General features: G+C 62.8%; 16 protein-coding genes. 4 read left to right on the top strand and 12 right to left on the bottom strand.

Annotated features, from left to right (window positions below; all coding sequences use genetic code 11):
- Nucleotides 1-109 precede the first annotated feature (109 nt).
- From AC522E_RS08075 to AC522E_RS08060, 4 genes are read left to right on the top strand one after another with little or no spacing between them, the layout of a single operon-like run.
- Nucleotides 110-1,069 (top strand): ABC transporter permease, encoded by a 960-nt coding sequence (locus AC522E_RS08075; RefSeq protein ID WP_500749892.1) that lies wholly within the window; start codon nt 110-112, stop codon nt 1,067-1,069.
- The gene (locus AC522E_RS08070) at nt 1,066-1,953 is read left to right on the top strand and encodes an ABC transporter permease (RefSeq protein ID WP_500749891.1); all 888 of its coding nucleotides are present in this window, start codon (nt 1,066-1,068) and stop codon (nt 1,951-1,953) included. Before AC522E_RS08075 ends, AC522E_RS08070 begins: the two co-directional genes overlap by 4 nt.
- Before the next feature lie 2 nt (nt 1,954-1,955).
- Complete coding sequence (locus AC522E_RS08065; protein WP_500749890.1) at nt 1,956-2,720, top strand: glycerophosphodiester phosphodiesterase; 765 nt, start codon at nt 1,956-1,958, stop codon at nt 2,718-2,720.
- 56 nt (nt 2,721-2,776) lie between these two features.
- On the top strand, nt 2,777-4,339 hold the full coding sequence (locus tag AC522E_RS08060; protein ID WP_500749889.1) for an ABC transporter substrate-binding protein: 1,563 nt from the start codon (nt 2,777-2,779) through the stop codon (nt 4,337-4,339).
- Nucleotides 4,340-4,417: 78 nt separating this feature from the next.
- Here the strand turns inward: AC522E_RS08060 and AC522E_RS08055 are convergent, their stop codons facing one another.
- The 12 genes from AC522E_RS08055 to AC522E_RS08000 form a co-directional block, all read right to left on the bottom strand.
- Nucleotides 4,418-5,881: an alkaline phosphatase family protein gene (locus AC522E_RS08055; protein ID WP_500749888.1), complete on the bottom strand. Its 1,464-nt coding sequence runs from the start codon at nt 5,879-5,881 to the stop codon at nt 4,418-4,420.
- Between the two features lie 17 nt (nt 5,882-5,898).
- On the bottom strand, nt 5,899-6,882 hold the full coding sequence (locus tag AC522E_RS08050) for an ABC transporter ATP-binding protein (RefSeq protein WP_500749887.1): 984 nt from the start codon (nt 6,880-6,882) through the stop codon (nt 5,899-5,901).
- On the bottom strand, nt 6,879-7,862 hold the full coding sequence (locus AC522E_RS08045) for an ABC transporter ATP-binding protein (protein ID WP_500749886.1): 984 nt from the start codon (nt 7,860-7,862) through the stop codon (nt 6,879-6,881). Before AC522E_RS08045 ends, AC522E_RS08050 begins: the two co-directional genes overlap by 4 nt.
- Before the next feature lie 379 nt (nt 7,863-8,241).
- Nucleotides 8,242-8,589 (bottom strand): cupin domain-containing protein, encoded by a 348-nt coding sequence (locus AC522E_RS08040; protein WP_500750613.1) that lies wholly within the window; start codon nt 8,587-8,589, stop codon nt 8,242-8,244.
- Nucleotides 8,590-8,683: 94 nt separating this feature from the next.
- Nucleotides 8,684-9,628, bottom strand: a complete 945-nt coding sequence (locus tag AC522E_RS08035; RefSeq protein WP_500749885.1) for an electron transfer flavoprotein subunit alpha/FixB family protein — start codon at nt 9,626-9,628, stop codon at nt 8,684-8,686.
- A 15-nt stretch (nt 9,629-9,643) separates the two neighbouring features.
- Nucleotides 9,644-10,393: an electron transfer flavoprotein subunit beta/FixA family protein gene (locus AC522E_RS08030; RefSeq protein ID WP_500747518.1), complete on the bottom strand. Its 750-nt coding sequence runs from the start codon at nt 10,391-10,393 to the stop codon at nt 9,644-9,646.
- Nucleotides 10,394-10,420: 27 nt separating this feature from the next.
- The gene (locus tag AC522E_RS08025; protein ID WP_500749884.1) at nt 10,421-11,227 is read right to left on the bottom strand and encodes an HpcH/HpaI aldolase/citrate lyase family protein; all 807 of its coding nucleotides are present in this window, start codon (nt 11,225-11,227) and stop codon (nt 10,421-10,423) included.
- Nucleotides 11,224-12,081: an HTD2 family dehydratase gene (locus AC522E_RS08020; protein WP_500750612.1), complete on the bottom strand. Its 858-nt coding sequence runs from the start codon at nt 12,079-12,081 to the stop codon at nt 11,224-11,226. Before AC522E_RS08020 ends, AC522E_RS08025 begins: the two co-directional genes overlap by 4 nt.
- Nucleotides 12,081-13,238 (bottom strand): acyl-CoA dehydrogenase family protein, encoded by a 1,158-nt coding sequence (locus tag AC522E_RS08015; protein ID WP_500749883.1) that lies wholly within the window; start codon nt 13,236-13,238, stop codon nt 12,081-12,083. Before AC522E_RS08015 ends, AC522E_RS08020 begins: the two co-directional genes overlap by 1 nt.
- A gap of 16 nt (nt 13,239-13,254) precedes the next feature.
- Nucleotides 13,255-14,127 carry an NAD(P)-dependent oxidoreductase gene (locus AC522E_RS08010; RefSeq protein WP_500749882.1) on the bottom strand — a complete coding sequence of 291 codons (873 nt, stop codon included), beginning with the start codon at nt 14,125-14,127 and terminating at the stop codon, nt 13,255-13,257.
- A gap of 9 nt (nt 14,128-14,136) precedes the next feature.
- On the bottom strand, nt 14,137-14,889 hold the full coding sequence (locus AC522E_RS08005; RefSeq protein ID WP_500749881.1) for an SDR family NAD(P)-dependent oxidoreductase: 753 nt from the start codon (nt 14,887-14,889) through the stop codon (nt 14,137-14,139).
- A 13-nt stretch (nt 14,890-14,902) separates the two neighbouring features.
- Nucleotides 14,903-16,936, bottom strand: a complete 2,034-nt coding sequence (locus tag AC522E_RS08000; protein ID WP_500749880.1) for an FAD-dependent oxidoreductase — start codon at nt 16,934-16,936, stop codon at nt 14,903-14,905.
- Between the last annotated feature and the right edge of the window lies 1 nt (nt 16,937).

Raw genomic sequence — 16,937 nt, 5'->3', positions numbered from 1 at the left:
CTTCGTATCTATCGTGCTTATGTGACAACTATTCTTCGCGCCAACACCGCACGGTGCCGTTCATCATAGTGTCACAGACTGGTGCGACCCCGTATCGAAACATCCATCGATGACGGCTCCACCTTTTATGCGCTTCCTGGTCACCCGTCTTGCGCGGTCTCTTGTCACCCTCCTCGTCTGCGTCAGCGCCGTCTTCATTGTTCTGCGCCTTGCCGGCGATCCAGTCGCCATCATGTTGCCGCCAGAGACGCCTCCCGACGTTGTCGAGCAATACCGCGTCCTCTGGGGATTGAGCGAGCCCCTTGGTGAGCAATACATCCGCTTCGTCATGGGAGCCGCACGGGGCGAGTTCGGCAGATCCTTCGCCGACAGCCGCCCTGCCCTCGATGTCGTGTTGGAAGCAATCCCCAAGACCTTTCTTCTCGGGACCGCAGCGCTCCTTCTTGCCCTCATGGTCGGAGTCCCGCTCGGCATCGTGGCGGCGGTGCGCCACAACAGCGCCATCGATCGCTTCGTGATGTCCTTCGCGGTACTTGGTTACTCAATCCCCGTGTTCTTCCTGGGAGTCCTGATGATCCTGTTGTTCGCCTTGAAACTGCGGGTTCTGCCCTCGGCGGGGTCGAGCGGTCCCATCAACCTGATCATGCCGACCCTTACCCTTGGCCTGCCGCTTGCAGGACGGCTTGCACGCTTCGTGCGAACAGCGATGCTGGAAGTGCTGACGAAGCCCTTCATCCGGGCCGCCAGAGGCAAGGGCGTCCGCCCGCTCGGCATTGTTGTGCGCCACGCCCTTCCGAACGCAGCCGTGCCGCTCATCATGTTCCTGGGTATCGAGATCGGCAATATTCTGGCAGGCGCGGCCGTTACGGAAACGATCTTTGCGTGGCCCGGCATGGGCCGCCTGCTGGTGGACGCAGTCGCCACGCGTGACCTGCCCGTCGTCCAGGCCGTCATCCTTACCGTGACGCTAATCATGATCCTGTCCAACCTGATGGTCGACGTCCTCCACGTCATCCTCGATCCCCGACTCGGGGGATTCCGCGCACGAGGGAAAGGGCGGGCGTCATGACAATGCTGACCCTCTTGGTGCAACGGCGAAAACGGATCCACGTGTTCCCACGTATGGCGGCCCCGGTGCTTGTCATCGCCTCCGCTGCATTCCTGATCCTGATGATGGTCGTTGCCCTTTGCGCCGATCTCGTAGCGCCGACCCATTTCGCGACCCAGGACCTGACCGCGCGGTTTCGTCCGCCGGCGTTTCTGGGAGGAGATCAGCGCCACTGGCTCGGAACCGACAATCTTGGACGCGACCTTCTGAGTCGGCTGGTTTACGCAGTCCGGACCTCGATCCTCATTGCGGTCTGCGGCACGGTCCTAGGCGCCTTGGTCGGAACCTTGCTCGGCCTCCTGGCTGCCCGGACGAAGGGTTTCCTTGACCAGATCATCATGATGCTCGTCGACATCCAGGCCTCTATCCCAGCTCTTTTCCTTGCACTGACGCTGCTGGCGTTCTTCGGAAACAACATCTTTCTTTTCATCGTCCTCGTCAGTGTCGATGGGTGGGAACGCTATACGCGCCTCGCGCGAGGACTGGTGATCTCCGAACAGGAGGCGGACTACATCAGGGCAGTCGAGGCGTTCGGCGCCAGGTCCGGCCGTGTCGTCCTGCGACATCTCCTGCCGAACATGGCGGCGCCCCTCGTCGTTCAGGCGACGATCAATTTTCCCGGCACGGTTCTGCTCGAAACATCTCTGTCGTTCCTGGGCCTTGGTGTTCAACCACCAGGGACATCCCTAGGGCTCATGCTCGGCGAGGGCCGCCGCTACCTTCTCAATGCCTGGTGGATTGCCGTCATCCCCGGCATTCTCATCTTCCTGACGACACTCTCGATGAGCATCTTCGGCGACTGGCTGCGCGACCGCCTCGATCCTACCTCCAATCATCGGAGCTGACCATGTTCAGCTGGCAGCAAGCGCCGACGAACCGTCCTTTGGTGATCGCCCACCGTGGCGGTGCCAGACTCGGCCCGGAGAATGCGGCGACCACGGTACGGGCTGCGCTGGATGCTGGCGCAGATGCGATCGAGGTCGACATACGCATGACGGCCGATCACCGGTTGGTGTGCTTTCATGATGCGGACCTGACGCGGATTGCGGGACTAGAGCACGCTGTTGAGGACCTGAGCTACAGAACCCTGCAGCAGCATGTTCCCAGTCTCATGACGCTGGATGAGGCAGTTCGCGGCTCCGAACCAGGCGGCCTGCTTCTCGATGTAAGGACCGGCTCCGAGGATGCTCTGTCCGCGATTGCGCAATCGGTCGCGACTGCCCGGGAAAGGGTTATGCTCGGTTTACGCTCCCTCGCACTCATCTCGGCGGCACGCAGCCACGATGCGGATATTGCCGTTCTGGCCTTTCTGTCAGATCCGGACCTAGGACCGCAAGCTCGGTTCGCGGGAGCGACATGGTTCCGTCTCTGGCAAGCCGATGCGGATGTTGCGCGAGTGGCGGCTGTGCAGTGTGCCGGGCTTCGATGCGCGGTCATGGTCGGACAGCCGCGCTCTGTTCCCGGGCCGGAATGGCCGCCATTCCCTGTTGGCCTCATTGACACCGCCGGCCTGCGCTCTGTCCTGGCTGCTCGTCCTGACGGGATTCTGCTGGATGATCCACGGCTTCTTCAGCCGACTGCATCTCCGCGCTGTCACTCAGACGTCGCCTAATGCGGGTAATCCCGGGCGGACGCCTTTGATTGGCTGATCAATCATCCGGAGACACTATGTTCGCAATCTCTCGTCGTGATTTCATGGGCGGCGCGCTTGCTGTTCCACTGGTCCTTCCCGCATCTAGGCTCCGCGCCGCTTCCGATACCAGACCGACTTTCACTGTCGCGGTGGCGGACCTTCCAGCTACCCTGGAGCCGGCTCGTGAGCTCTCAAATGTCGGAACACGCGTGACCTACTCGATCTTCGATACGCTGATCCGTCGTGACTTTCTGGGGGCGCCGGACGGCGGCGGATCTGAACTCAAGCCTCATCTGGCCACCGCATGGGAGCGCAAGTCACCAATGGAACTGCTCGTCACATTGCGACAGGGCGTCCGGTTCCATAACGGCGACGAGCTCACGGCAGACGACGTCGCCTATACGTTCCGGGAGGGCCGGCTTTACGGCGATAAGCCCCAGATCCCCGGAGGGCGGGCATATTTCGGGACCCTGGCCAGCGTCGAGGTCGTGGACCGCTACACGGTTCGCTTTCGCTCCAAGGTGCCCGATGTTCTGCTGGAGCAGCGCCTGGCGTCCTGGTGCGCCTGGATCGTGAACAAACGGGCATACGAGGAAATGGGCTTCGAGGCATTCTCGAAAAAGCCCGTTGCCACCGGTCCCTACAAGGTCGTTTCCCACAACGCCTCGGAAGCGACGGTCCTTGAGGCGTTCGACGAGTATTTCATGGGCCGGCCCACTGCGAAACGCGTGGAGTTCAAGCGCGTCCCCGAACTGGCGGCCCGCGTGGCAGGCTTGGTGGCAGGTGACTACGACCTGATCACAAACGTGCCGCCGGACCAGGAACCCGTCGTTGCCGCTTATCCCGACATCGACGTCCGCTCGGTCGTTCTGGCGAATGTTCATGTCCTCGCCATGAATACCAAGGACAAGGTGCTGTCGGACAAGCGCATCCGTCAGGCCCTGTGCCTCTCGATCGACAGGAAAAAGCTCGTCGAGACACTCTGGCAGGGCAAGGCAGTCGTGCCAGCGAGCCACAACTTTCCGGAGTACGGACAAATGTTCGTCGAAGGACGCACGCTGCCATTCGACTTGGCAAAGGCGAAAGCCCTATTGGCGGAAGCCGGCTACAAGGGTGAGCCGATCGTCTACCGCACGCAGGCCAATTACTACACCAATGCGTTGGAGGCCGGGCAGATCCTGGTCGAGATGTGGAAAGCGGCGGGGCTCAACGCGTCCATTCAGGTCGTCGAGAATTCCACCCAGGCACGCGGTCCCGGCGCGCAGATTTTCAACTGGTCGAACTCGACCCGCCTGCCCGATCCGCTCGGTGCGATCTGGGTTGCCTGGGGACCGAGCGGTGAAATCCAGACCTCAGGCTTCTGGAGCAACCCCGGCGCTTTCAACGATGCAGGGCGTGCTTTGGAAGCTGAGACGGACCCAGCCAAGCGCAAGGCTCTGTTCACCAAGATGCTGGATGCATGGGAGGACGAGGCGCAGGCCACGATCCTTTACCAACCGACCGAAGCTTACGCGATCAAACGCTCCATCGGTTGGCGTCCAACGACTTTCTACTTCATGGACCTCCGCCCGGACAATCTCAGCTTCGGTCGCGTTTGAAGGAGCCCCATTCTTGCTCACATGAAGAAGGGGCGGCCCTTTGGCCGCCCCTTTTGCTGTTGCAACGGATGGTGAGACCTACGATAGATCACCGAGGATGAAGCGGCGTCCGTCCTGATCGACGACGTCGACTTGCCGTTGCCGTCCCGCAGCGCTGATGGCGAGGCGACGGACGCGCGGCTCCTCGCGCGCTGCTTCGAGAAGGTTGCGGCCAATCATCGACCGTGCACGCTCCAAGCCGAGTGCCCCGAGAATTGTGGGAGCGATGTCGATAATCCCCGCAGGAACGTCCACCTGTCCCTGTCCTGCAACGCCCCTTCCCCCGACGATAAGGAGACTGTTGAGCTCATAGGGGTTGAGGCCCCCGTGCTGTCCCCCGCCCACCGCAATGTCCCCTGGCGTCATCAGGCCGGCACCCGGCAGGCCACGATGGTCGGCGCCCCGATGAGAGGCGAGCGTGAAGAACAGGTCAGGAGACCGGTCGTGGCCGAGGCCAACGGCATCGAGCGACAAGGTGCCTGGCACGGAGCCGAACTCTCCGTCCCCTCTGCTGAAGACGTGGCTGACCTCCTCCTGATCCAACAGCCACCGTGCGATGTGGCTCACATCATCGGTATCGTCATTGCGGACCCTGATCTCCCCGCTTCGGCCGCCCGTGACTGTGAAGGCGGCGCCATCGAGCTTGTCGCCCAGTCCAATGGCGAAGCCGTCGCGGCGCCCCCGTTCGAATAGCGCACAGGCATCACTGGTGGCGATCTGCCCGTGATCGGAAGCGAGCAGAACCACGGTACGGTCTGCATCCGGCTGCGCGTCCAGCCAGTCCAGGATGCAGCCGAGTTCGGAGTCCACATGGCGAACGACCGCGTCCGCGTCGGCTGAGCCGATCTCCTTATAGTGGAAAGTCGTGTCCGGCTCATTGAACCAGATCACCGCCACGTCTGGCACGATGGTCGGCAGGACGTACTCCGTCATGACGCGGCGAGCGTAAGTCAGCTCGGCGAAACGGGGCAGCGTACGCTCCGGCAAGGGACCCAGCCTAGAGACGACCTCCTCGACTGCCTCAGGGGTCGGAGTGCTGTCGGGACCGAGAATCGAGAATGTCCAATGACCGTTCGCCTTGGCGCGCGGATTGATCAGGTGGGTCGTGCCTGCACTGCCCGTATGAACCACGGCAAGGCGCCTGCCCGCCGCTGCCAAGACGTCGCCGAAGGTATCTGGAGAGACGAGCCGCCCGCCATGCACTTCCTCGGCTCTTCGAATGTGGTCGACCCGGCTTGTGTCGAATACCCGGTCGGGGAACGCCGGATGATGAAAGAACTTATTGCCGACAATGCCGTGAACCGAAGGGGGAGCGCCGGTCGCAATCGAAGTCGTGGCGACCCGCGTCACGGGCGGGAACACACTCCGCGCCTGCCGGAACCACGTGCCTCGCGCGGCAACCCGCATGATGTTGGGCGTGAGATCCTGGCTCACGAGGTCGGGACGTAGGCCATCGAAGACGGCAAGGAGAACCCTGTCAAAGGAGGCGTTGGGTAAGAGCATGTATTGATCCGCTGGATTTAGGCCGCAAGCGTTGGTGCCGATTGTGGGCCGGGGACGAGGTGACAGGCTACGGCGCGGCCCTGAGACCCCGTCAAAACAGGAGCTTCCGTCTTGCATCGGGGGACGGCACGCGGGCATCGCGGGTGGAATGGACAGCCTGTCGGCATGTCGACGGGATTGGCAGGGTCGCCCGACAGAACAATCCTCTTGCCGACGCTCCGGCGGATCGTGGGTACAGCCGAGACCAAGGCCTCCGTATAGGGATGGGCGGGCGCCCGGAACAGATCGTCGGGATCACCCTGTTCGACGATGCGACCGAGATACATCACGGCGACCTCGTCCGCGATCTGCCGCACGATCTTCAGGTCGTGGCTGATAAACACGTAGGTGGTGCCGAACCGCGCCTGCACATCCTGCAGAAGATTTATGACCTGCGCCGCCACCGATACGTCGAGGGCAGACACAGGCTCGTCGCAGACGACCAGACTCGGCTCAAGGATCAGGGCGCGGGCCAGCACGACGCACTGGCGCTGCCCGCCCGAAAGTTCATGGGGATAGCGGTTGAAGAGGCCACCATTCAAACCCACCGCCTCGAACAGGCTGCGTGCTTGATCCTGACGGGACTTCCGGTCTCCGATCCTGTGAATGGCGAGGGGCTCCATTACTTGCTGACCAACCGTCATGCGCCGGTCGAGAGCAGAGAAAGGATCCTGATAGACCATCTGCATGCAGCGCCGCATGGCCCGCCACTCCTCGTCAGCCTCGGCTCGCACTGGAACGCCGCCGAGACTCACTGTGCCGGATGAAGGTGCGACAAGTCCCAGGATGAGCTTTGCCGTCGTTGATTTTCCACAACCCGACTCACCGACGATACCGAACGTCCGACCCTGGGAGACTGCGAAGCTCACCCCATTGACGGCTTGCAGGATCCGCTCGCGGTTCAAATTGTCTCTGATGCGGTAGTGCTTGGTCAGGCCGCGGGCGACAAGCAGGCTGCTCATCGGGCAATTCCCTGACTTTCGTCGGTGGACATGCTGGAACAGCCTGCATACCAGCAGGCAACCCTCCCATCGCTGTTACTCGGGAACAGTGGCGGCACACTTTGCCCACAGAGAGTCGTGGCGCGATCGCAGCGGGAGGCGAAGCTGCAGCCCGACTGGACGAATCCCAAGGGCGGGACCATGCCGGGGATAGAGGTCAAGCGCATCCGTGGACCTTCGAGGTCGGGCAAGGCGGAAAGCAGTCCCTGCGTGTAGGGATGCTGCGGCCGGAGCAGGATATCTGCCGTCGGCCCGGTCTCCACGAACCGGCCAGCGTACATGACGGCAATCCGATCGCTTATGTCGGCAACGGCGCCCAGGTCGTGGGAGATCAGGACCAGTGCCATTCCGGTCTCACGCCGTATGTCCCGGAGGAGGTCGAGGATTTGCGCCTGGATTGTCGCGTCGAGCGCGGTTGTCGGCTCATCCGCAATCAGAACCTCAGGGTTGCCCGCAAGAGCGATTGCAATCATGACCCGCTGGTTCATCCCTCCGGACAATTCGTGCGGATATTGCTGAAGTCGGCGAGGAGCGTCGGCGATACCCACACGATCGAGCAGCCGCCTCGCCTCTGTCGTGGCCTCGTTCCCGCTCAGGCCCTGATGAAGCGCAAGGGCCTCGCCGAGTTGCCGTCCGATGCGCTGGATGGGATTGAGGCACGCGGTCGGATCCTGAAAAATGACCGCTATCTTCTTGCCCCGTACCCTTGCGATGGCGCTGTTGCTCATAGACACGAGATCTGCGCCACCGAGCCAGGCCTGTCCCGATACAACGGCCTTTCCACCCAGCAAGCGAAGCGCGGCAAGCCATGTGATGCTTTTTCCGCACCCTGACTCGCCAACGATGCCTACGGACTCGCCTGCTCGGAGTGACATATCGATGCCGCGAACGATCGGGACCATTCCCCCGCCGTGCGGCACGGCCACAGCAAAGTTCTTCATTGATAAGACGGATGGCTCTTGTTCCATTGCCGTCATTTGAGACTGCGGAAATATCGCGTTCATTCGCTGTCGAGCCCCGAGTGCGCCTAGCCCAAGGCAGACATTGAAATGCACTTCGATGACGGCTCCGTGACATGGTGGGATCATTGCACGGGTCACGGGGAGGAACGTTTCACCCCCGTTGCTGGGTCGCCTCCCCTGTGCCTGCGTTTTCAGGGACGTACTACACAATGTTCAAGGCAGGCATACCGGCGGGACATCGCAAATGGCGAGGTCACACCAACTTCGTGGACCTGTCGCCCGGGCCAGGGTGGCCACACGGCTTTGCTGCAGCCGAACTCAACGCCGATCGAGCAGGCCGCCAGTCATTCTCTCCGCCTTATGATCCCTCTACCGCGTAATATTGTATTTCGAGAAGGATACAGCCGGTCTTGGATACGAATGGCCCATGAGAAGTTCCGGGCGGACGAAGCGAATAGGTTGGACCTGAGGCGACATCAGACCCATCATCTTCAACTGGTGCAAGCTGTCCGTTGAGCAGGAACACCTCCTCCCAATAGTCATGAACCAGCGCGGTCGTGGTGGATGCACCGGGAGTGAACCTTACGAGCCGCGACCGCCCGCCCGTCCTGGTTGTTTCGTTTAAGTCGTCCGACAGGATTTTCACGTCCAACCCGGGGAATCCCGGCAGGGATATCCAGCCGGCGTCAAAATCAAAGCGCTGCATTTCGACATGGTTGCGGCGACATTTCGTCATACAGAACCTCGTACAATTCAATCGCGGGAATGGCGTCAGCCGGAAACGTGCTGATCGGCCGCCATCAGGGCGAGCCCTTAGCGAGCTCTTCCTTGAGTTGCGGGAGGATTGTGAAGAGGTCGCCGACGAGGCCGTAATCGGCGACCTGGAAGATCGGCGCCTCCTCGTCCTTGTTGATCGCCACGATCACCTTGGAATCCTTCATCCCGGCCAGATGCTGGATCGCCCCGGAAATCCCCACCGCAATGTAGAGATCCGGCGCCACCACCTTGCCGGTCTGCCCGACCTGCCAGTCGTTCGGCGCATAGCCGGCATCCACCGCCGCCCGGCTCGCCCCCATCGCCGCCCCGAGCCGGTCGGCAATCGGCTCGATATAGGTCTTGAAGTTCTCCGCCGAGCCGAGCGAACGCCCGCCCGAGATGATGATCCTGGCCGAGGTCAGCTCCGGCCGGTCGCTTTGTGCGATCTCCTCGCCCTGGAACGACGACACTCCCGGATCCGCGGCGGCAGGGACCGTCTCGATGGCGGCCGCGCCGCCCTCACCGGCCGCCGCAAAGGCGGCGGTGCGCACGGTGAGCACCGTCTTGGCATCGGTCGCCTGCACCGTCTGGATGGCGTTGCCGGCATAGATCGGCCGCTCGAAGGTGTCGGGCGCCACCACCCGGGTGATGTCGGAGACCTGCATCACATCCAGCAGCGCCGCGACGCGCGGCATCACGTTCTTGCCGGTGCTGGTCGCCGGCGCCACCAGCGCCGCATAGGGGCCGGCCAGCGCCACGATCAGCGCCGCCAGCGGCTCGGCCAGCCGGTGCTCGTAGGCCGCCGCATCGGCGAGCAGCACCTTCTCCACCCCCGCCAGCCTGGACGCCGCTTCGGCCGCGGCACGGGCATTCGCGCCGGCGACCAGGACATGGACGGGCCCGCCCAGCGCCGCGGCGGCGGTCAGCGCCTTGGCGGTGGCGTCCTTGAGCTGAGCGTTGTCGTGCTCGGCAATCAGCAACGTGGTCATGGTTCTGGTTCTCCCTTAGAGCACGCCGGCTTCGGTCTTGAGCTTGGCGACCAGTTCGGCCACCGACGCCACCTTGACCCCGGCCTTGCGGCCGCCGGGCTCGGCGGTCTTGAGCACCTTCAGGCGCGGGCTGACATCGATGCCGAGCGCCTCGGGCGAGGTCTCGTCGAGGGGCTTCTTCTTGGCCTTCATGATGTTGGGCAGGGAGGCATAGCGCGGCTCGTTGAGGCGCAGGTCCGTGGTCACGATCGCCGGCAGGGTGAGGTTGAGCGTCTGCAGGCCGCCATCGACCTCGCGGGTGACGGCAATCGCGCCCTCGCCGACCTTCACCTTGAAGGCAAACGTGCCCTGCGGCCAGCCCAGCAGCGCCGCCAGCATCTGGCCGGTCTGGTTGCAATCGTCGTCGATGGCCTGCTTGCCGAGGATGACGAGGTCGGGCTTCTCCTGGGCGATCACCGCCTTGAGCAGCTTGGCCACGGACAGCGGCTCGACGCTCGCCTCGGTCTTGACCAGGAGGCCGCGATCCGCCCCCATCGCCAGCGCCGTGCGGATGGTCTCGGCAGCCTGGGCCGGGCCGATCGAGACCGCGACGATCTCGCTCGCCTGGCCGGCTTCCTTCAGCCGGATCGCCTCCTCGACCGCGATCTCGTCGAACGGGTTCATCGCCATCTTGACGTTGGCAAGCTCCACCCCCGAGCCGTCACCCTTCACCCGGATCTTCACGTTGTAGTCCACAACCCGCTTCACACACACCAGAAGCTTCATTCGCCTGTCCTCATATCACCGAAGAGCTCATCCTGCGTCCACAGTCACGCCGGCGCGTCCCAGGATAGAACGGGCGCGGAGACGAACTGGCTCATCCACCATCGCGCCATCCACGGAAGCGACACCGTCGCCGCTGGCCAGTACCCTACGTGCCCAAGCAACCTCGGTCTGATCAGGGGCAAAGCCGGCTCGGATAGCCTCGATCTGACGAGGGTGAATGCAGAGCTTACCGCCGAATCCCACATCTCGGGCGTGGCGCGAATCACTGGCAACCAGGGCAGTGTCGTCGATTGCAGTGGTAACACCGTCAATCGGCGCCACGAGTCCGGCAAGGCGGGAGGCGAGCACGAGTTCGCTCCGCGCCTGCAGAAGCGCCTCGCGGGTGTGAGCGCAGCCGAGATCGGCACAGAAGTCGATGCTGCCAAAGGCTACGCGGGCAACGTTGCGGGTGCGCGCAATCTGGCGCGCATCGGCGAGTCCGCGCGCGCTTTCGATCAGTGCGACGACAGGAAGCGGGGACCCGCAGCAAAGCGTCTCAAATGCCTCACTTGCCTCGGCCTTCGGCACGATCACTCCGGCAAAGTGGTGTTCGGCCAGCACGGCCATGTCAGCGTCGTGCCAAGGCGTGCCAATACCATTGACGCGCACCAGGACCGGCAGAGACGTGAAGCCGGAGCGCAACGCCGCACGGGCCTTGCCCTTAGCCTCGGTGGCGACTGCATCCTCGAGGTCGATGATTATTGCGTCCGCACCAGCCGCCGCCGCCTTCTCAAAACGTTCCGGCCGGTCACCCGGAACGAAGAGCGAGACGAGGAAGTCCTGCTTCGCGCTCATGTCCAGGCGGCCTCGGCGCTCATGCACATTGGGCCGCCCTTCCGGGCAGTCCACAGCTTCAGTCTCTCTTCGTCTTCAGTCGCGTGCAGGACAAAGACGTCGTCATCGAAGAGGGGGGAGAGTCCGCGGAAGCTGAAGCGCGTCGGCGGCGCAGAGCGCAACTCGGCAGCGTAGTTGCAGAGCAACGCCGCCTGCATCGGGCCATGAACCACAAGTCCAGGATAGTTCTCGATCTCGGTGGCGTAGCGACGATCATAATGTATACGGTGGCCGTTGAAGGTCAGCGCCGAGTAGCGGAAAAGCAGTGGTGACCCAGCCGTCATCATGCGCTGCTGCGTGCCCTGCTCGGCCACGGTCGGCTTGCTGTCACCACCGGAGGCCTGGAGCTCTCGATAGACGAGGTCCTGACGTTCCTCCACGACGAGCCGGCCATTCGCCTCGATTTGATGACCAACGGTAACGAAGCACAGCGCACCGGTGCGGCCTTGCTTCAGTTCGACATTCTCAATCTGCGAGACACGCTTGATCGTATCGCCGACCCTGAGGTCATCATGGAAGATCAAACTGCTTCCAGCCCACATGCGGCGCGGCAGCGGCACCGGTGGCAAGAATCCGCCGCGCGCGGGATGGCCATCCGGCCCAAGCATCCCGGTAGGCGCAGCCGGCTGAGCGAGACAGAAATGGATCAGCCGAGGTACCACTTCACCAAGCCGGGGCGCCTCGCCTGCAAGGTCCAATGTCGCATGGTACTTGCGCGCGAGATCCTCACTCAGGACGTCGGTTCCGATATCTTGGCGGCCTATCCAGCCACGCAGATGCACGAGGTCCACGGCAGGAGTGTTATTGTCCTTCATCAATATGACCTCGGCATGCCGAGGACATGCTCGGCGAGATAGCTGAGAATGAGATTCGTCGAGATCGGTGCGACCTGATAGAGCCGCGTCTCGCGGAACTTGCGTTCCACGTCATATTCCTCGGCGAAACCGAAACCGCCATGGGTTTGGATGCATGCGTTGGCAGCTTCGAAGGAAGCATCCGCAGCAAGCATCTTTGCCATATTGGCTTCTGCGCCGGGGTTCTCGCCTGCCTCGTAGAGTCTGATCGCCTCCCGTACCATGAGCTCCGCGGCGCGCATGTTTGCGTAGGCCTTGGCGATCGGGAACTGGATGCCCTGGTTCTGGCCGATCGGTCGGCCGAAGACGTGGCGCTCCTTTGCATAAGTGGATGCCCTTTCGATGAACCACTTCGCGTCCCCGACGCATTCGGCCGCAATGAGAATGCGCTCCGCGTTCATGCCTGAGAGAATATAACGGAAGCCTTTGCCTTCCTCGCCGACGAGGTTCTCCACGGGCACGCGAACATTGTCAAAGAAGACTTCGGTCGTGGCGTGGTTCATCATCGTGCGGATCGGCCGGATGGTCAGGCCCGCCTTTAGAGCAGCACGCATGTCGAGGATGAAGACGGAAAGCCCGTCGGTACGCCTGGAGACGTCCTCGCGTGGCGTGGTGCGAGCAAGCAGGAGCATGAGATCGGATTGAGCGGCCCTGCTCGTCCAGATTTTCTGGCCATTGACGACGTAGTGGTCGCCTTCGCGTCGTGCCGTCGTGCGAAGTGCGGTCGTATCGGTACCGCTCGTCGGTTCGGTCACACCGAAGGCCTGAAGCCTAAGTGCCCCCGAAGCGATCTTCGGCAGGTACCGCTGCTTCTGCTCGGCCGATCCATGCCGCAGCAACGTGCCCATTACATACATCTGCGCGTGGCAGGCGGCGCCATTGCAGCCCTGCCGCTGAATTTCCTCCATGATGACCGCGGCGGCGGAAAGCGGCAGGCCGGCTCCGCCATACTCCTCGGGTATCAGCGCCGAGAGGAACCCGCTCTCGGTCAAGGCCGCGACGAATTCAGCCGGGTATGCCATCTCACGATCGAGCTTGCGCCAGTACTCGCCAGGAAAATCGTAACAGAGCTTCGCAACAGCGTCACGAATCTCGGAATGGTCCGAAGAATGATGCATAGTTACCTCAGGAATGTCAGGAAGCGGAAGCAACCGCACGCCAGGTGTCGAAGGTGTCGTCGTCGATGCCGTCAAGCACGGCGCGCAAGGCCTTCGTCATCGGCAGTGGCCCGGACCCGCCTCCGATCGACAGCGCAAGATCGATATCCTTGCGCATGATTGCGTGCAGCGACTCGAAAGCCGAACGAGTGGCAGTCCAGGCACTGTAGGCCTCCGGCGCATCCTTCGCATGTGCGGTAAAGAAATTGCGTCCCGTGCCCGCCTCGAAGACCGGGATTGCATCAGAGAGGCTGATTCCGTTGTCCCCGGCGATGCGGTACGCTTCTGCCGCAATCATCAGCGATGTGATGCCTACGAGATTGTTTATGATCTTCGTAGCTTGCCCTGCACCCAACGAGCCGCAGTAGAAGATCGCGCTGCCCATCGCTTCCATGAGCAGGCGCAGCATCTCGCAATCCTCCCTGCGGCCGCCCATGATGATAGCGAGGTTACCCTCACGCGCCCTGACCGCGCCGCCGCTGATCGGCGCGTCGACCACGCGCATTCCGATTGGCTCAAGTTCGCGTTGGAGTTCGCGCATCATCTCCGGCGCGATCGTCCCCATGACGACGAGAAGCGGTGTTCTGCCACGCAGACCTTCGCGCAACCCGCCTTCGCCGAGCACGACCGCGCGTGCCTGTTCCGGCGTCGCCACCAGTATGATTACCGCATCGCAATCCGCGCAATCCGACGCCCGATCCACGCATCGGACCCCAAGTTCTTCGAAAGGGGCGCGGGCCGCTGCGCTGCGGTCGCAGACCGTGAGATCGAAGCCAGCCTCGCGGATGTTCATAGCCATAGGAGCGCCCATGGCACCCACACCGACGACAGCGACTGTTCTAATTGTCATGGCAAGACCTCAGGAAATTGTAACACCGCTGTCCACTGAAAGAACTTGGCCGGTCACGACACGGGATTCGTCGGCGCCGAGATAGACAGCCATTTCTGCGATGTCGTTCGGCCGGCATGGCCCAAGCAGGTGCTGGCTTGCCAGGCGGCGCAGTTCCTCGCGCGTGCCCATCAGTCCTTCTACGCGCGCCGTCAGCACGAGGCCCGGTGCGATGGCATTCACGCGGATGTTGTCAGGCGCATATTCCACGGCCATGGAGCGCGTCATCGCCGCTACCCCGCCTTTCGCGGCAGTATAGCAATCACGCTCCGGCAGCGCCATGAGCGCTACCATCGATGCAGTGTTGATGACAGAACCGCCACCCGCCCGCGCAATTTCCGGGATCCCATATTTGCAGCACAGGAAAGTGCCATAGAGATCGAGCCGGATCACGCGCCAGAATTCCTCGTCTGGCGCCTCTGTCACGCGTGCATCCGCGGCACTTGAACCTCCTGCGATGTTGCACAGGATGTCAAGGCGGCCGAACTGCGCTGCCGTACGTGCGATCGCGTCCCTTACCTGCTCTGGCTCCGTGATATCACATGCGATAGCGAGCCCACGGCCGCCTGCCGACGCCTCCTGCAAGGTCTCCTCTAGAGCCGCTGCATCGATGTCCACCGCGGCGATACGTGCTCCCTCTTGGGCATAGCGCAGGCAAGTTGCGCGCCCAATGCCGCCTGCCGCGCCGGTGATGAAGGCGACTTTTCCGTCCAGTCTCGGCATCCTGCTCTCCAGTTTAAACCGTCCAGCCAGCGCGCTCGCCGTCGAGGATGGCGATGTCAACCTGGCGAGGCGTCAGCGCGTCGCCGACAATGAATAGCTCGATACCGTCATCGGCAAGTTCCCGCGCCAGACCGTCATTGGCCACGTTGCCCATGGCCAGGATCACCGGGCCGTCATGCGCAATGTGCTTCGTGGCACCGCCGAAGCGCTCCTCACAGACAATCTGACCATGCTCCATGGCAATGACAAAGGTCATGGGTATGACATTGATTCCGAGTGCGCCCAGGCGGCGATAGAGCGCGGGCGCATGATGCACCGGCAGATCGGCGCCAGCATGCATATGCGGGGTAACGATGGTCACCTCGTGCCCGAGCTCGGCAAGCTTTTCCGCCACGGCCGTGCCGGAGAGATGTGGGTCGTCCTCGATCACGATCACCGGTCCGTGGATGGTCTCAGGCGACAGGAATACATCCCATACGGTGCGAACGTGAGGAAGGCTGGCTCCGGGCATGCCGGCCACGCCCGGTCGAAGCGAGGTGTAGCCGTCCCGGCGCGGGGTCGACCCTGTCGCAATCACGATGGCCTCGAAATCTCCACCAGCGAGCGTCGCGCGGTCGGCTTTCGTGCGGCAACGGATGTCGACATCCAGCCGGCTCAGCATCTCGATCTGCCAACGGTGAATTTCAGAGAACCCACGGCGCGAGCTGACGTCGCACGTCATGAGGTTTTGGCCGCCGAGCCGGTCACTGCTCTCAAAGAGGGTGATACGGTGACCTCGTTCGGCCGCGACACGCGCGGCAGCTAGACCGGCCGGACCACCGCCCACGACCGCCACGCGCTTTGTCCGCGTGGCGGGGCGCATCGCTCCCAGCCCGATCTGCGCCTCCCGCCCGACGGCCGGATTGTGGATGCAACCAACGCCACGCCCCCGATCGAGCCCGACGATGCAGGACTGGTTGGAGTAGGTACAGATGCGGATGCTCTTTCGATCCCCGCGTGCGGCCTTGCGCGGCAGCTCGGGGTCAGAGATCAGTGCCCGGGCCATTCCGATAAAATCGGCCTGCCCGGCGGCAAGAACGGCCTCCGCATCCTCTGGCGTGGCAATGCGGGAGCTTACACAGACCGGGAGGCCCGAGACAGCATCGCGGATAGCTCCGGCCTGGGGCGCGAATTGCGCTTGCGGCGCAGTGATGTCGGCGATCCAGCCGGGGTAGTGCAGCGAGGTCAGCCCGCTAACATTAAGATAGCTGATGCCCTCGGCACGCAATCTCGCAGCGACCTCGATCGCATCTGTCAATTCCAGTCCGCCGGGCACGCCATCGGCCCCATTGATCCGCGCCCCGATGAGGAAATCGGGCCCTGCCGCTGCACGTATCGCTCCTAGGGCCTCGAGCAGAAAGCGCATACGGTTGTCGAGCGAACCGCCATAGCGGTCCACGCGCTTGTTGGTCACGGGCGACAAGAACTCGTGCAGTAGGTAGCCCTGGGCCGCGAAGAGCTCTACGCCATCGGCGCCCGCGCCCTGCATGTTAAGCGCAGCCTCAACCATGGTGGCGATGTACTCCGCGATGTCACCCTCGGTCATCTCCTTTGGAATTTCTGCCGTTCGCGGACACGGCAAGGGTGACGGAGCGAGGAGTGGAAGCCCGAACTGCGTTGTTCCGGGAGAGCGGAGTTGGCGACCACTCATGTTGAGCTGCGAGACGAAGCAAGCACCTTCAGTCTTGATGGCTTCGATCATACGCCGATAATGTGGCTGAAGAGTGCGGTCATTGGCAAGGTCAAGCCCCCCGAGAGGGGTCGTCTCCAGCGTGTCGCCCCACTTCGCAAGTCGACGCCAAGACTCCGGCATCAAGAAGTTGGACATTACGATAAGACCCGCGCCGCCCTTCGCGCGCTCAATGTGGTAGGCGATCGTGCGCTCGATTGCCGAGCCGTAACCAGCCCCAAACATCACCGCGTGCGGCATCATTGCAATGCGATTGCGCAGCGTGACATGGCCCAGAGTGAGTGGGCTCAGCAGCCTTTCATAGTGGGCCGTCCCCATG

This window comes from Microvirga sp. BF8 (genome assembly GCF_059888585.1).
This window is presented reverse-complemented; position numbering and strand designations above follow the sequence as displayed.

Excerpts from the sequence above, each read along its gene's own strand:
- AC522E_RS08065 (WP_500749890.1), top strand. The coding sequence starts at position 1,956 with ATGTTCAGCTGGCAGCAAGCGCCGACGAACCGTCCTTTGGTGATCGCC.
- AC522E_RS08035 (WP_500749885.1), bottom strand. The coding sequence starts at position 9,628 with ATGACCACGTTGCTGATTGCCGAGCACGACAACGCTCAGCTCAAGGAC.
- AC522E_RS08015 (WP_500749883.1), bottom strand. The coding sequence starts at position 13,238 with ATGCATCATTCTTCGGACCATTCCGAGATTCGTGACGCTGTTGCGAAG.
- AC522E_RS08005 (WP_500749881.1), bottom strand. The coding sequence starts at position 14,889 with ATGCCGAGACTGGACGGAAAAGTCGCCTTCATCACCGGCGCGGCAGGC.
- AC522E_RS08070 (WP_500749891.1), top strand. The coding sequence starts at position 1,066 with ATGACAATGCTGACCCTCTTGGTGCAACGGCGAAAACGGATCCACGTG.
- AC522E_RS08030 (WP_500747518.1), bottom strand. The coding sequence starts at position 10,393 with ATGAAGCTTCTGGTGTGTGTGAAGCGGGTTGTGGACTACAACGTGAAG.
- AC522E_RS08050 (WP_500749887.1), bottom strand. The coding sequence starts at position 6,882 with ATGAGCAGCCTGCTTGTCGCCCGCGGCCTGACCAAGCACTACCGCATC.
- AC522E_RS08000 (WP_500749880.1), bottom strand. The coding sequence starts at position 16,936 with ATGGGGACGGCCCACTATGAAAGGCTGCTGAGCCCACTCACTCTGGGC.
- AC522E_RS08020 (WP_500750612.1), bottom strand. The coding sequence starts at position 12,081 with ATGAAGGACAATAACACTCCTGCCGTGGACCTCGTGCATCTGCGTGGC.
- AC522E_RS08055 (WP_500749888.1), bottom strand. The coding sequence starts at position 5,881 with ATGCTCTTACCCAACGCCTCCTTTGACAGGGTTCTCCTTGCCGTCTTC.
- AC522E_RS08060 (WP_500749889.1), top strand. The coding sequence starts at position 2,777 with ATGTTCGCAATCTCTCGTCGTGATTTCATGGGCGGCGCGCTTGCTGTT.
- AC522E_RS08075 (WP_500749892.1), top strand. The coding sequence starts at position 110 with ATGACGGCTCCACCTTTTATGCGCTTCCTGGTCACCCGTCTTGCGCGG.
- AC522E_RS08010 (WP_500749882.1), bottom strand. The coding sequence starts at position 14,127 with ATGACAATTAGAACAGTCGCTGTCGTCGGTGTGGGTGCCATGGGCGCT.
- AC522E_RS08045 (WP_500749886.1), bottom strand. The coding sequence starts at position 7,862 with ATGAAGAACTTTGCTGTGGCCGTGCCGCACGGCGGGGGAATGGTCCCG.
- AC522E_RS08040 (WP_500750613.1), bottom strand. The coding sequence starts at position 8,589 with ATGCAGCGCTTTGATTTTGACGCCGGCTGGATATCCCTGCCGGGATTC.
- AC522E_RS08025 (WP_500749884.1), bottom strand. The coding sequence starts at position 11,227 with ATGAGCGCGAAGCAGGACTTCCTCGTCTCGCTCTTCGTTCCGGGTGAC.